The sequence below is a fragment of the Streptomyces sp. NPDC026092 genome (assembly GCF_040638605.1).
GTDB lineage: Bacteria > Actinomycetota > Actinomycetes > Streptomycetales > Streptomycetaceae > Streptomyces.
On sequence record NZ_JBEZYN010000027.1, the window covers coordinates 1 to 14,141 of the forward strand.

The 14,141-nt window shown below is 72.1% G+C and carries 12 protein-coding genes and 1 pseudogene; 7 read left to right on the forward strand and 6 right to left on the reverse strand.

Annotated elements, in window-relative coordinates:
* Together AB0F56_RS31935 and AB0F56_RS31940 are read right to left on the reverse strand one after the other, a co-directional pair.
* Window positions 1-81: acetate--CoA ligase family protein (locus tag AB0F56_RS31935; protein ID WP_362016249.1), on the reverse strand; the 81-nt coding region annotated here is incomplete at its 3' end.
* Between the two features lie 181 nt (window positions 82-262).
* Window positions 263-1,093: pseudogene (locus tag AB0F56_RS31940) on the reverse strand (Lrp/AsnC family transcriptional regulator); the annotation flags it as partial.
* Here AB0F56_RS31940 and AB0F56_RS31945 point away from each other — a divergent pair.
* Together AB0F56_RS31945 and AB0F56_RS31950 are read left to right on the forward strand one after the other, a co-directional pair.
* The gene (locus AB0F56_RS31945) at window positions 984-2,456 is read left to right on the forward strand and encodes an MFS transporter (RefSeq protein ID WP_362016050.1); all 1,473 of its coding nucleotides are present in this window, start codon (window positions 984-986) and stop codon (window positions 2,454-2,456) included. The pseudogene AB0F56_RS31940 and the gene AB0F56_RS31945 overlap by 110 nt on opposite strands.
* Window positions 2,453-3,640: an amidohydrolase gene (locus tag AB0F56_RS31950; RefSeq protein WP_362016052.1), complete on the forward strand. Its 1,188-nt coding sequence runs from the start codon at window positions 2,453-2,455 to the stop codon at window positions 3,638-3,640. The genes AB0F56_RS31945 and AB0F56_RS31950 overlap by 4 nt, the downstream gene beginning before the upstream one ends.
* Window positions 3,641-3,740: 100 nt before the next feature.
* Here the strand turns inward: AB0F56_RS31950 and AB0F56_RS31955 are convergent, their stop codons facing one another.
* The 3 genes from AB0F56_RS31955 to AB0F56_RS31965 all read right to left on the reverse strand — a co-directional run bounded on the left by AB0F56_RS31955 (window position 3,741) and on the right by AB0F56_RS31965 (window position 6,906).
* Complete coding sequence (locus AB0F56_RS31955; protein WP_362016054.1) at window positions 3,741-4,256, reverse strand: putative immunity protein; 516 nt, start codon at window positions 4,254-4,256, stop codon at window positions 3,741-3,743.
* Between the two features lie 67 nt (window positions 4,257-4,323).
* Window positions 4,324-5,442 (reverse strand): hypothetical protein, encoded by a 1,119-nt coding sequence (locus AB0F56_RS31960; RefSeq protein ID WP_362016055.1) that lies wholly within the window; start codon window positions 5,440-5,442, stop codon window positions 4,324-4,326.
* Window positions 5,443-5,463: 21 nt separating this feature from the next.
* The gene (locus tag AB0F56_RS31965; RefSeq protein ID WP_362016057.1) at window positions 5,464-6,906 is read right to left on the reverse strand and encodes a cytosine permease; all 1,443 of its coding nucleotides are present in this window, start codon (window positions 6,904-6,906) and stop codon (window positions 5,464-5,466) included.
* Window positions 6,907-6,975: 69 nt separating this feature from the next.
* Here AB0F56_RS31965 and AB0F56_RS31970 point away from each other — a divergent pair, with 69 nt between their 5' ends.
* Window positions 6,976-7,614, forward strand: a complete 639-nt coding sequence (locus AB0F56_RS31970) for a TetR family transcriptional regulator (protein WP_362016059.1) — start codon at window positions 6,976-6,978, stop codon at window positions 7,612-7,614.
* A 127-nt stretch (window positions 7,615-7,741) separates the two neighbouring features.
* Complete coding sequence (locus AB0F56_RS31975) at window positions 7,742-9,424, forward strand: amidohydrolase (protein WP_362016061.1); 1,683 nt, start codon at window positions 7,742-7,744, stop codon at window positions 9,422-9,424.
* Here AB0F56_RS31975 and bla read toward each other — a convergent pair whose 3' ends face one another.
* Window positions 9,425-10,342: a class A beta-lactamase gene (bla, locus tag AB0F56_RS31980; protein ID WP_362016063.1), complete on the reverse strand. Its 918-nt coding sequence runs from the start codon at window positions 10,340-10,342 to the stop codon at window positions 9,425-9,427. It lies immediately after the preceding gene.
* A 190-nt stretch (window positions 10,343-10,532) separates the two neighbouring features.
* Between bla and AB0F56_RS31985 the strand changes: the two genes are divergently transcribed.
* Genes AB0F56_RS31985 through AB0F56_RS31995 form a run of 3 tightly spaced genes read left to right on the forward strand, consistent with a single transcriptional unit; the run spans window position 10,533 to window position 14,077 of the window.
* Window positions 10,533-13,274, forward strand: a complete 2,742-nt coding sequence (locus tag AB0F56_RS31985) for a hypothetical protein (RefSeq protein ID WP_362016065.1) — start codon at window positions 10,533-10,535, stop codon at window positions 13,272-13,274.
* Window positions 13,275-13,322: 48 nt separating this feature from the next.
* A complete protein-coding gene (locus AB0F56_RS31990) occupies window positions 13,323-13,748 on the forward strand; it encodes a hypothetical protein (protein ID WP_362016067.1) in 426 nt (141 codons plus the stop codon).
* Window positions 13,745-14,077, forward strand: coding sequence for a hypothetical protein (locus tag AB0F56_RS31995; protein ID WP_362016070.1), 333 nt, complete (start codon window positions 13,745-13,747; stop codon window positions 14,075-14,077). The genes AB0F56_RS31990 and AB0F56_RS31995 overlap by 4 nt, the downstream gene beginning before the upstream one ends.
* Window positions 14,078-14,141: the final 64 nt, after the last annotated feature.

Genomic DNA, 14,141 nt, shown 5'->3' on the forward strand with positions numbered 1-14,141 from the left:
CAGGGTCTCGGTGAGCACCCCGCCGAGGCCGACCATCGCCACCGGGCCGAACCGGGGGTCGCGTTGGACGCCGACGATCAGTTCGACACCGTCCGCCGTCCACGGCCAGCGGCTCCGGCAGCGTCCGCCCCTCCATGGCGTGGCGCCGTACGTCGGTCGGCTCGTCGTCGTACGGCGCCCAGTCGCTGGCGGTGAGCAGCAGCCGCAGCACCACGGACGAGTGGATGTCGACGACCCCGTCCATCCGCCCCACCACCGAGTCGACGACGGTCAGCAGCGCGTCGTGGTCGGGCACGTTCAACTCGACGAACACCTCCAGGGCTCCGGTCGCGACCTCCACGGACCGCGTCTCCGGCCGCCGCGCGAGCGCCAGCGCCGTCTCGTGCACCCGGCGGGGCGCGCAGCGCACCGCCAGCTCCGCCGTGACGCCCTCGCCCAGGTACTCGGGGATCAGCGCCGCCGTGAACCCCACGTTCCCGCCGGCCGTCATCCGGTCGAGCCGTCGCGCGACCGTCCGCTCATGGACCCCGGCCGCCGCCGCGACGGCCGCGAACGGCGCACGCGGATCGCGGTGCAGCGCCCGCAGCACGGCATGGTCCAGGGCGTCGAGGCCCAGACCCTCCGACGGGGGCAAAGATTCCGTGGCCACCGAGGACACCTCCTTCCGCTTCCGCGCGCCGGCGGACCCGCCCCCTGACCGGGCGGCGCCACCGGACCGTACGACATCGCCATGACGCCGTCTCCGGCATGACCGAGAAGCACCCTCGACGCCCTCGCCCTGCCCGAATCCGCCGCGGGCCCCCACCCGCATGCCGCCTTCACCCGACTCTCGGGCCCACTCTTGCCCGGGTACCGGCCCACTCGCCACATTGTGGTGCGGATTCCGCCACGCGGCAGGCCGACGACGACCGGCCCCCCGAGCGCCCTCCGCCCCCGCTCTCTCCCGCCCGGCCCCAGGGCCCCTCCTCGAACAGGTGATACGTATGACGGACACCGGCACACTGCGCAGACCACCGGCGGCGCACGCCGTCCGTGCGACGCCCGCCGCCGCCGTGATCGCCTCCGTCGTGCTGGTCGAGCTGTCCAGCGGCATCACCCAGGGCTTCCTGTCCCCGCTGCTCAAGGGGCTCACCGAGACCCTCCGGGTGACCGCGGCCGACCTGAACTGGATCAGCATCGCCAACCTGCTCTCCAGCGTGGCGTTCACGCCCGTCCTCTCCCGGATGGGCGACCTCTACGGTCACCGGCGGGTCCTGCGCTGGAACCTCGCCATCGTGCTGCTCGGCTCCGTGCTCGTCGGCCTGAGCCGCTCCTTCGGCGTGCTGCTGACCGGCCAGATCCTCCAGGGCGCCTTCGCCGGCTTCTTCCCGCTGCTCGTCGGCATGCTCCGCAACCGCGCCACCGCCTCGGCGGACGGTGGGGGAGCGGGAGGCGGCGAGAGCCGCCGGGGCATCAGCTTCATGGTCGCCGCGCTCGTCGGCGGCCTCGCCCTCGGCCTGGTGGCCAGCGGCTTCGTCGCTCGTACGGTCGACAGCCCCACCGCCGCCCTCTGGGTCCCCACCGCGGCCGTGGGCCTCGCCCTCGCCGCGACCTGGCGCCTGCTGCCCGAATCCGCCCACCGACCCGGCGGACGCATCGACTGGGCGGGCGGGATCCTGCTCTGCCTCGGCCTCGTCGCGATCATGCTGGGCCTCGGCATGGGCGGCCTGCCCGGCTGGGAGTGGAACTCGGCCCGCACCCTCGGCTGCCTCGTCGGCGGAGCCCTCGTCACGGCGCTGTGGGTCCTGGTGGAACTGCGGACCGCCGAGCCGATGATCGACGTACGGATGTTCCGGCACCGCAACGTCGTCACCGTCTCCCTGGTGACCCTCACCTTCACCTTCTGCATGCTCGGGCTCCAGGTCGCCAACCCCGTCTTCCTCGGTACCGCCCCGGCCCAGCACGGCTACGGCCTCGGGCTCGACCCCTTCGCGATCGCCCTCGCCATGCTCCCCAACCTGCTGGCGCTCGCCCTCGGCGCGCTCGCCGCGCCCGCCGTCGCCGCCGCGATCTCCGACCGGCTGACCCTCGTCGCAGGCTCGGTCCTCATGGCCGTCGGCTACCTGGTCTCGCTCACCTGGCACACCTCGATGCTGCCGTTCCTTGCCGGTACGGCGGTGGCGGGAATCGGTACAGGCTTCCTCCAGCACTCCACCCGCACGCTCGCCGTCGAGAGCGTGCCGCACGACCGCACCTCGGTCGGCTCCGGCATCAACGAACTCCTCATCAACGTCGGCGGATCCCTCGGCGCGGCGGCGGTCCTCACCGTCTTCGCGGCCCGTACCCCGGCCGGCGCGGTCCTGCCCGAACTCGGCGCGTACACGACGTCCTGGACGATCTGCGTCGCCGTCTCGCTCGCGGGCGCCGCGATCGCCCTGCTGTACCGCACCCCCAAGAACGCGGAGGACCCCAAGTGACGACGACGACCCCGACGGACCACGCCCGGGCGGTCCTGACGCGGCGCCAGGACGAGGTCCTCGCCCTCAGCCACCAGCTGCACGCGGACCCGGAACTCGCCTACGAGGAGCACCGCTCGGCCCGCCGGATCACCGACCTCGTGGAGGCCGCCGGCTTCGACGTGACCCGTGGCGTGTGCGACCTGCCGACCGCGTTCACCGCCACCGCCGGCACGGGAGGGCTCGTCATCGGCATCTGCGCCGAGTACGACGCCCTGCCCGGCATCGGCCACGCCTGCGGCCACAACGTCAACGGCGCCGCCTCGGTGGCCGCCGCCCTGGTCCTCGCCCCGCTCGCCGACGACCTGGGCATCACGGTGAAGCTTCTCGGCACCCCCGCCGAGGAGTTCGGCGGCGGCAAGGTCGACATGCTGCACGGCGGCGCCTTCGACGACGTGGCGGCCGCGATGATGGTGCACGCCGCCCCGCAGGATTCCGTCGGCCTGACCTCGCTCGCGATCAGCAGCTGGAAGGTCGGTTACACCGGCCGCGCCGCCCATGCCGCCGCCATGCCGGAACGGGGCGTCAACGCGGCCGACGCGATGATGATCGCCCAGGTCGCCATCGCCGCGTACCGGCAGCAGATGCGGCCCGGCTCGGTCGTCTCGGGCCTCGTCACCTCCGGTGGCGAGGCCGCGAACGTCATCCCGGCCCACACCACCGCCGACTACGACTGCCGGGCCGACACGGCCGAGGAGCTGACCGAACTCCAGGCCCGGATCCGTGCCTGCTTCGAGGCCGGCGCGCTCGCCACGGGCGCCGAACTCGCCCTGGAGACCGTCGGGAACGACTACGCCGACCTCCGCCAGGACCTCGCGATGGGCCGCAGCTACCTCGCCGCCGCCCGCGCCCTCGGCCGCACCGTCCCCGACGTCGACCCGAACCTGCGGGCCGGCTCGACGGACATGGGCAACGTCTCCCACGTCGTCCCCACCATCCACCCGATGATCGGGTACGACTCCGGCGACACGATCATGCACAACCCCGAGTTCACCCGCTACGGCACGACCCCACAGGCCGACCGCGCGGTCCTCGACGGCGGACTCGCCATGGCCTGGACGGCCATCGACCTCGCCACCGACCCCGCACACCGCGAGGCCCTCCTGTCCCGCCTGACGTCCCGCGCCCCACTCGGGTCCGCCTGAACGGCCCCATGAACCGGGCCGGGTGGAAGCGAGGACGGCGCTCCCACCCGGCCCTCACCGCACGGGAGACCTGGGGCGTGCCGGGGCCGCGTCCGGGCGCTCAGGAGTCGAACACCGACCAGCAGATGTCGTTGCGCAAGCGCTGGTCGTCCAGTACGAGTTCGCGAATCTCCTCCGGGAGCCGGTCGCGCTGCCACCGGCATTCGAGGCGTCCCGCGGCCTCTCCCTCGCCTTCCGGCGCGGCAGCGCGTGCGGCCTTGATCGCATAGGCGGCCGCACCGAGCTCGTGCGCGGCAACGTGTGCGACGACTCCGGCCTGGCCGGCGGCGTACGCGGCGTGCCGCGCCGCGCCACGCAGGTCTCGAGCCGCGCCCATGGCATGCCCGCCCGCCGCGCGGGCCCGCATCATCTTGACCTCGCCACGCGCCCAGGCGCGGGCATGCTCGATCGCCTGGCGTGGCCGTGGGTCCTCCGGCCGGACCGACTCGAAGTGGTGAAGTACGTGTTCGGCGCAGGCTGCCGCCCCAAGGCCGAGGAGATGATGATCCTGATCCGTGAGGGTCCCTCCGCGGCGGATCGTCACGAAGCGAGGGTCCCTCACCTTCGGGAGGATCATGATGGGCCCTCCTTCCTGTTTCCACGGGATGGGTACGTCGCCCGCACGGTCGCGACGTCGGTGGACATCACCAGTACATCGGCTCCTCCCACTCGTCGTGCTTGGCCTTCGGCCGATGCGCGCCGTAGAGACGCGTGACACGCATGCGGACCACCGCCGCCTGTTCCGCGACGGCCTCCTGGTAGACCCGCTCCTCCGCATAGCCGTTCAGCCGGGCCGTGATGAGAAGCTCCCGGCCGACCTCGTCGCCCGGTTCCCGCGAAGGCGCGGAAATCTCGACCTTGCCCTCGGCCGCCGCCCAGGCACCGCCGTACGGGCCCTCGCGGACGATCCGCACCCAGGGGTTGGCCCGGAGCGCCTCCAAGAGGTCACCCCGGTAGAGGGTGGAAACCCTCAGGCGCACGATCCGAGTGGCCGGCTCCCAGTAGTACCGCACCTCCCCACCGGACAGCCGCTCGCCGTCGAACCGCCCCACCTGCTCCTGCTCGGCCCACGCCCTGAGATGGCCCCAGTCCGAGTAGATGCCGCCACGTCCCGGGCCGCGAAAGGCGTACGACGCGCTCGCGTCGGACATCGGTTCCCCGCTCAGCTCCCAGTCCCGGAGTCCTGAGGCCAGATCGTCGGGGCTGGCGGAATCCGCCGCTGCCCGGTCCGACCGCGGTGCGCGGTTCAACCAGCCGGCGGTCGTGAGTTTCCGAGGTGCGGATCCCTCGACGGTGATGGTGAGTTGGTGCTGGGGGACGGTCAGGGTGATGTCCTGTCCGGTCTCGCTCGTCCAGGTGGTCGTCGTTCCTTCGGCGGTCCGGAACGTGTACTCACCATTGTCGAGCCCTTCCGCGCTGTCGAAGAAGAGGCCGTCAGAGGCCGGACCGCCGTCCGGCCGGAAGGTGCCCTTGATGGCAGGTCCTCCCGCCGCGGGAACTATCTCGTACCGACTGAGCTTGCGGACCTTGGGCTTCGCGAACCTGTTGTCCATGGGGACGTACTCACGCTGGCTGTGGTCGAGGCGGCGAACGCCTTCGTCCACGACGTACGTCTTCCGGTACAGCGCGCACTGGACGAACTTGTGGCCCTCATAGGTGGGGACTCTCACCCCGAGGCGCGTCTCCGCCCTGTGCACGCCGTCCTCGGACGCGCTCTCCACCCAGTCGGTGTAGATCCACTCGCCGGACACGATGTCCCCCATCTCCACGTCGGACCCGAGTCATCAGCGTAGATCGGGGACCGGAGTCCTGGACCGGAGGAGCGCGTAGCAGGCGGAGGTGACGACGATGCCGACGGGCAGGGCGAGGTCGATGCCGCCGAGGGCCGCGGCGAGGGGGCCGGTGTACAGCGTGTTGACGCACAGCGCGGCCGAAGCGACGCCCGCTCCGAGCGCGAGCGCGCCCGGCAGTCCGACCCCGGCGGTGTACCAGAAGGGGCTGGTCCGGCTCTCGTCCATCAGCGCGGGCCCGTCGTAGCGGTTGCGGCGGAGCGCGATGTCGGTGGCATAGAGGGCGGTGGCGGGACCGAGGAGTACGACGGTCAGCTGAAGGACGTTGCTGACGGTGTCGAGGAAGTTGGACACGAGCAGCGCGTACAGGGTGAGACCCGAGGCGACGGCCCCGTCGACGAGGACGCTGAGGGAACGGCGGATGCGGATGCCGACGGCCTGGAGGGCGAGACCGGCGCTGTACGCGGTCAGGGCGTTGATCGCGATCGTGCCGAGGACGAGAGCGAGCAGGAACACCGGGGTGAACCAGCCGGGCAGGATCTCCTCCAGCGCGGTCTGCGGATCGGTCATGTCGACGGCGGTGGCCGCGAGCGCCCCCAGGGAACAGACGACGACGCTCGGCAGGAAACCGCCCAGCGCGGTCCACCCCATGACCGCCCGCGACGACGCCGTACGCGGCAGATAGCGGGAGAAGTCGGCACTGGTGGTGTACGACAGGGGGCCCGCGGCGATGAGCGTGACGCCGGCCAGGAGCGTCGCCCAGAGGTCCGTCCCGGCGAGCCGGTCCTGCGGCGCGTAGCCGAAGTCGGCGTGCAGCAGCACCGCGTACGCAACCACCCCGAAGGCGGCGGCGAGGGCGAGGGTGATCGGCAGGTACAGCTTCACGATCAGGGCGTGCCCGTAGACGCTGATGGTCAGGGTGACGGCCGCGATGACCAGTACGACGGCGGTCTTGACGACCGTGTTCGTCGGCAGGCCGGTCCTGGCGACGAGGGCGAAGGCGGCGGACGCGGCGGCGGCCAGGTTGAGGGCGAAGTAGCAGACCGAGATGGACCAGCCGGTGATCGCGTTGTTCACCCGGTTGCCCCGGACCCCGTACATGGCCCGGGTGATCACCTCGCTCGGCGCGCCCGCCGCCGGTCCCGACATCGCGAGCACGCCCGTGAGCAGCCAGAACAGGTTGCCCACGACGATCACCGCGAGGGCCTGCCAGAGGCTGAGCCCCATCAGGACGAGGGCGCCGCCGATGACCAGGCTCAGGTAGTTGACGTTGGCCGCGGCCCAGACGGAGAACAGCTCGCGGGGCCGTCCGTGCCGTTCCGTGTCGGGGATGTGGTCGATGCCGTGGACCTCGACCCGGCCCGCCCGCTCGGTGTCCGGCGGCGCGGCGTGCGCGCCGTGGGCGCCTGGGCGGGGGTCGGGGATGGTGGATGCCATGAGGCCCTCCGGATGCGTGTCGTGCCGACCTGCTTGCTTATTGGTCGCACACTCAATAGCATCGCTCGTATGCCGTCAAGCGTCCAGCGCAAACGAATTCGCAAGACTCCCGAGGCCCGTCGCGCGGAGATCGTCGAGGCCGCGGCCCGGGTCGCCCTGCTCGAAGGGCTGGAGTGTGTGACCCTCCGGCGGATCGCCGAGGAGCTCGACGTCCGCCCCGGCCTGATCAGCCACTACTTCCCCTCGGCCGAGGAACTCGTCGCCGAGGCCTTCGCGACCGCCGCCACGGGAGAACTGGACGCGCTGCTGCCCGCCGACCGCCCCGACGGCACGCCCACGGAGCACCTCGCGCGCTACTTCGCCCTGTCGACGGGTGACGCGTACGACGACATCAGCCGCCTCTGGATCAACGCGCGCCATCTGAGCCGCTACCGCCCGCTGCTGCGTGAGCGGGTCGCGGAGATGGAGCGGGCCTCCGACGACCGTCTGGAGGGCCTCATCCGCGAGGGCGTGGCGGCGGGGGAGTTCCGTACGGACGCCCCGCGGACGGCGGCCATCCAGATCCTGGTCGTCCTCGACGGCCTCGGCGCCCACGCGAACACCGACCGGAGCAACCGCCCGGAGGCGGTGACGCGCATGGCGCTGACGACGGCGGAACGCGAACTGGGCCTGGCTGAAGGGGCTTTGACCTCGACGCGAGCGGACTGACGCGGGCTGAATGACGCGAGCGGACTGACGCGAGCGGCCGACGCGCGCCGAATGACGCGCGCCGAATGACGCAAGGGCTCCCCGGTCCCTTGCCCTGGCCTTACCTCATCACCTTGGAGTTGTTGTTGTGGGTTGTTCCCTGATCATCGTGTCGGCGCGGCTGCTGGACCCGGGTACGGGTGCGGTCCTGCCGGAGACCGCCGTGGCGGTGTCCGCCGGCCGGATCGTCGCGCTGGGCGGCGACCGCGAGATCCGTGCCCTGGCCGACCGTTCCACCACGGTCGTGGACGTCAGGGGCGGGGTGGTGGTCCCGGGCCTGGTCGACGGCCACCTCCACCCCGTATCGGGTGCCGAGCTGACGCAGGGCCTGGACCTCTCGGTCTGTACGGACCTGGAGTCCCTGCGCGAGGTACTGGCGCGGGCGGTCGGGGAACTGGACCGGGGCGAATGGCTCTTCGGCTGGGGACTGGACCCGAACGTGTTCGGCGACCGTCCCGTCGAGGCGGCGGCGCTCGCCCCGGTCCTTGACGGCGTACCGGCGCTGCTCCAGCTCTTCGACGCGCACTCGTCGCTCGCCAGCGCCCGTGCGCTGGAACTCGCCGGGATCGACGGCCCGCGGGTCTTCGAGCAGTCCGCCGAGATCGTGTGCGACGAGAGGGGCAGGCCGACGGGCCTGCTCCTGGAGGACGCGGCCTGCGAGTTGGTCGAACGCGTCGCGCCGCAGCCCTCGCGCGCGGAGCGCCGTGACCGGCTGGCCGCGGTACTGCGGGACATGGCGGCCGCCGGCCTGACGGGCGGCCACGCCATGGACGCCAACGGCGACAGCCTCGCGCTGTACGCGGAACTCGAAGCGGCCGGCGACCTGCCCCTGCGGCTGCGCGTCGCGCCGTGGTGCCAGCCCGGCACGGACGAGGCAGGGGTGGCCGCCCTGATCGAGCAGCAGGGCATGGGCGGGGACCTGTGGCGTGTGCAGGGCGTGAAACTGTTCATGGACGGCACGATCGACAACGGCACGGCCTGGCTGGAACACCCGGACCGGCTGGGCGATTCCGTCCAGGCGTTCTGGCCCGACCCCGACGCCTACACGCGCGCGGTGGCCCAGTTGCACGCCGCGGGGGTGCCGACGGCGACGCACGCGATCGGGGACGCGGCGGTACGCCACGCCCTGGACGCGGTGGAGAAGGCCCAGGCCGCGGGCGGGCACATGGCGGGGGACGCGGGCGGGCGCGCGACCCGGGACGCGCTCGGGCTCGCGGCACGGCAGGCGGTTCGGCACCGCGTCGAGCACATCGAGAGCGTTCCCGACGACACCCTGCGCCGCTTCGCGGGACTGGGCGTCATCGCTTCGATGCAGCCCACCCACTGCTGCGACTTCACCCGCGCCGACCACACCGACAACTGGTCCCGTCGTCTGGGCGAGGAACGCGCCTCGCGCGCGTGGCGCTGCCGGGACCTGCGCGAGTCGGGCGCCACGGTCGTCCTCGGCTCGGACTGGCCCATCGCCTCCTTCCCGCCCCTGGGCGTGATGGCGGGCGCCCGCCACCGCCGCCCGACCCGCGACCTCACCCAGCCCCCGCACGGCCCGGAACAGGCCCTCGACGCCCTGGACGCACTCCAGGGCATGACGACGGGCCCGGCGTTCGCGGCGGGCCAGGAACACGAGGAGGGCCGGCTCGCCGTCGGCCACCGGGCCGATCTGACGGTCCTGGCCGACAACCCGCTCACGACCGAAGCCACGGCACTGGCGGACCTGCCCGTCCTGCTCACGGTCCTCGACGGCCGCATCACCCACCGAGCACAGGCACTCTGATCAGGACAGGGCCTGCGTGACGGCCCTGGCGGCGTCCGCGATCAGCTTGTTGTCGTACTCGGCGTCGGGACGATGCCGGTGCGACAGCACGGCCAGCACGATCGGCGCCCGTCCCGGCGGCCACAGGACGGCGATGTCGTTACGGGCTCCGTACGTACTGCCCGCTCCTGACTTGTTGCCCACGACCCAGCCGGAGGGCGCCCCGGCGCGGACGAGTTCCGCGCCGGTGGTGCTGGTGCGCAGCCACACCGCCAACTGCTCACGCTGCGGCGGCGGGAGCGCGTCGCCGAGCACGAAGGCCCGCAGGTCGGCGGCGAGGGTCCGAGGCGTGCTGGTGTCCTGCGTGGCCCCGGGAGCCCACCGGTTGAGCTCCGGCTCGCGCCGCTCCACCTGGGTGACGGTGTCGCCGAGTTCCTCAAGTACGGCGTCGAGCGCGGCGGGCCCGCCGAGCGCGTCGAGGAGGAGATTGGCTGCGGTGTTGTCCCCGTACCGGACCGCGGCGTCGCACAGCGCCTTGAGGGTCATCCCGGTCCCGACGTGGCGTTCGGTGACGGGGGAGGGCGGGACCAGATCGCTCCGGGAGTACGTCACGACCCGGTTCATGTCCGCGTCGCTACGGCCGCGCAGGACCGCCCCGGCGGCCAGCGCCTTGAAGGTGGAGGCGTAGGGGAAACGCATCCCGTCGTTGTACGCGACCTCCCTGCCGCTGCCGGTGTCGAGGGCGTACACCCCCAGCCGCGCGTCGTAGGAGCCCTCCAACTCCCGCAGCCGTTCCCGTACGTCGGGCGGTGCCGCGGTCGGGGCACTGGCCGGGGGCGGGGGAGAGGCGGGGTCCTTGTCGGCGCATCCGGCGAGCGGCAGGAGCAGAAGCGCACCCAGGGCGGCGAGGAGGCGGAGCCGGGGACGGTGGAGCCGCATGACGGAAGGGGTTCTCCTCGGTCCAGGGGAAGCGGGGCCGAACCACACACGGACGGAACCCTGTTGGCAACACCGCTCACTCTGCCATCGCCCCGCACGAGCGGCGCTGCGCGCCGGGGGCTCGGCGTGTTCGCAGGGGTATGCGCTCCCTCCCCTCTCGATGTCAGTGGGGCGTGGGACGATCGGGATCATGACCGTCTCGCTGGATGCCCTGCTGCCCACCGCCACAGGGGCGCACGTGTCGACCACGTACGCCGACTGGGCCGACGCCCACGACCCCGACATGGCCGGTGCGGCGCGAGACCTGGTCGCGGAGATGGGCACGGAATTCAACCGTTCCTGGAGCAAGCCGGGCCGGTTCGTCGACGCGATGGCGGTGCGTGCCCGCCGTCTGCCGCCGGCGCACCTGCCGTGGTTCTGGGACACCGTCGGCCACCGGCTCATCGGCCACGGCGGCAGGCCGGGCGGACGGGCGTACGCGGCCGCGCGGGCGGCCGAGGTCGAGCACGAGCTGGCGGTGGACCCCGGCTACCGCAGGGCCAACGCCCTGCTGTTCGCCCGGGGCGGCGCCATGCCCGCCAAGGAGTTCGCGGCCCACCAGCGTTTCCTCGCCGAGACGTCCGAGCCCGCCGCCGCGCACGCGGCCCTGGACACCTTCCTGACCGCCTGGACGGCTTCACCGGCCGACCTTCCGGCCGACCTCGTGCGCCGCGTGAAGGCCTCGGCGAAGGCGGCCGGACACGGAGACGCGGAGGCCGCGAGGCTGGTCGGCGAACTCCTCGCCGTCACCCGGAACAAGGCGGTCCCGGACGCGCTGCTGAACGCCGCCGCCACCCTCCTCCGTACCAACCGGCCGACGGACACGGTGGCGACCGGCCTCCTCGGCATCTTCCCCGACGGCGCCACGGACGGCGGGGCGTGGCTGCGGATGCTGATCGCCTCGGGCGCGACGGAGGGCATGGAGTCTGGGCGGGTGGTACCGCAGGGCGGCCTGCGCCACTGGGTCGGGAACTTCGTGCGCATGTACCAGTACGCGGCCCAGAGCGGCGGGGGCGTGGCCCGGCAGCAGCTGCCGGCCGAACTCTGCGACCTGGTGGAGCGACTGGGCCCCCGCCTGCGGGCGGAGGGCGGCGACCCGCTGACCGTCCACACCACCCGCCACCACTACCAGGGCTTCGACGCGGACGTGCTGGACGCGTGCCTGGCGGCCGGGGTGGAGGTGGTCGATCCCGGACCGCAGGTCAGGATGCGCTTCTGGGGTGACCGCTCCCGACGCGACCTCCAAGCGCTCGCGGCCGACCCGGTGTTCGGCCCACGGCTGGAGGAGACGGTCCACGCGACTCTGCTCCCCGAGGGGTTCATGGACCGCCGGCGAAGGCCGGGTACGGCGGTGACGCTGCTGCCGGGCAACAAGGGCATCGCCCGCCACGTGGCCGCCAGAGTCGACAAGCTCGTCGCCACCGTTGCGGCCGGCGGGATGGCGGGCGCGGAGGAAGCCCTGACGGAACTCGAACTCCTCCTGGACGCGCCGACGGTGGAAGCCCTGGACGGCATCGCCGACGCCCTCGCCGGAGCGAGTACGGCCGGCACACTGCGCCGCTCCCTCACGGCGGGCCTGCCGGAGGAACTGGCGTGGCCCGCGCTGGAAAGAATCTACGAGGACTTCGCTACGGAAGCGACAGAGGCCGCGGAAGGGGAGGGCGGCCCCCTGCCAGGGGTGTCGGGCGTGACGTCCACATGGCCGGTCCTGACGGTCTTCGGCCGCCACCGCGCCGTGGCCGTGGCCCCGGACGGCGTACGGGCCTCCTGCCGCTACACGATCCCGGACGACGCGACGATGTTCGCCGTGCACTACGTGGGCGGTTCGTTCCTGGTGAGCTGGACGGCGAAGCCGAACCCGTATTACTGCGACACCGCGATCTGGTCCGACCACCCGGACGACCCCTTCGCCCCCGACGAGGTCGGCGGCTTGGTCCCGTACGGCGGCAGCCTGGACGGCGCGTACGGCTTCCAGTTCGAAACCGCCGACGGCGGCGGCCGGCACGGCGGCACGGGGGTCCTGCGCCCCGGTGGCAAGCAGGGCATCGACAGCGACGAACTCCAACTCGGCGACGGCTCCACGATCTGGACCAACGCGGTCTTCGCCAAGCAGCCGTGGCGGACGGTCCACCCGCGCACGGGCGAACGCGAGGCGGTGACGCCCCTCCCGGCTTTCCTGAGCGCCCCGACCGACTCGGACACGACCCTGGCGACGGAAGCCCTCCAACTGGCCCCACTCCCGAAGGGCCTACCGGCCTCGCCTCTGGGGACCCGCGACGGCTTGCTGGGAACCAGGATCTCCTTCCGCACGGACCACCCCGAGCACGCCCCCGACCACTACCTCCTCGAGAGCGTGGACGGCCGCACGGCCCGCTTCACGATCGACCGCAAGGGCCAGGAGCCGTGGGCCCTGTGGGCACCACCGGAAGCCCCTGAGGGGGAGGACGTAGTCCTGGCGGAGGCCCAAACCCGAACCGGAGTACGCGCCTACACCTCCGACGGCACCCTCCTCTGGGAACAGGACGGCCACCACTCACCCCGCCACCCCCGAGTACCCCCCACCCGTCACCTCACGGTCTCCGGCGGAGTGGCCCTCCCGCCAGCCTTCTGGTACGTCCTCCAACCCCGAGACAGGACGGCCTCCCAAGCCCTACGCGCGACACCCCACCAAACCGCCGACACACTTCTGTCCGCAGCCCTGGAATCCGAAGAATCCCTGAACTCGGCCATGGCCACGGAGTTCCCCACCCTCACGGACCCGGTCCTGAGGAGGGCGGTGACAGCAGTGGCGGAACGCGCGGCCATCGCGGACTCCCGCCGCCGTACACTCCACCACCGCATCACCACGGCCGAGCCGGGGCCAAAGTGGGGCCGTGAGATGATCCCAGGGTGAGTTGTGGGCCCTGTGGCTTCTTGGATGATTGCGCCGCAGGAGATGCACATGTGGGACACGATCCTCCTCATCATGTTCTACGTGATCCTGGCCCATTGGGTCTTTTACCAAATAGCTCGACTCTGGCGCCGAATGCGCCGTTCCCGGACGATCGCCGCTCTGAGCCGAGGGGAAGCCGTCCGCATCAGGTGCGACGCACGGTTCCGCAACACAGGCGGACGTCGGCACCGCGCGACCCTGACGGTGGGGGCTGAAGGCACCTTCCTGACCACCGCTGACGGCACCGTCTCGGACCTGCGGCTCGGCGTACCCGCCACCAGCGTCGAGATCGTGGTGGAGCGGTCGATGATGGTGTGCGACGTAGCCGGACGACAGCTCGAGGTGCTGCAACCGGACGAGGAAGACCCGGAATACCGCCTGATCAAAGCCGTAGCGAGCGCGAGGGGCATGGCGGATATGGCAGACCGGCGATGAAACAAGAGCCGAAGGCGTGGTACAGCGTCAGAACCTTCTACCGATGGCTGACCTGGGAGGACCGCCCCTACGAGGAGCGCGTCGTCCTGTTCCGGGCGCGCTCCCTCGACGATGCCCTCGAACTGGCTGAGCGTGAGTCGGCCGAGTATGCGGGGGAGAGCGACTTCGAAGTACTCGACCTGATGCAGGCCTACCGGATCTCCGACGTCGACGAGGAGGTGGGCGCGGGTACGGAGGTGTTCTCCAAACTCCATGCGCTCGACCTCCCGTCGAACGAGTTTCTCGACCGTTACGACTCAGGACCGGCACACACGGAGATCGCCGAGTGATGCCGTTCCCGGCGTTCGGGCCCCGGTAGTCGGCCGGGTCGAAGTGCAGCGGTCGGCCGCTGCG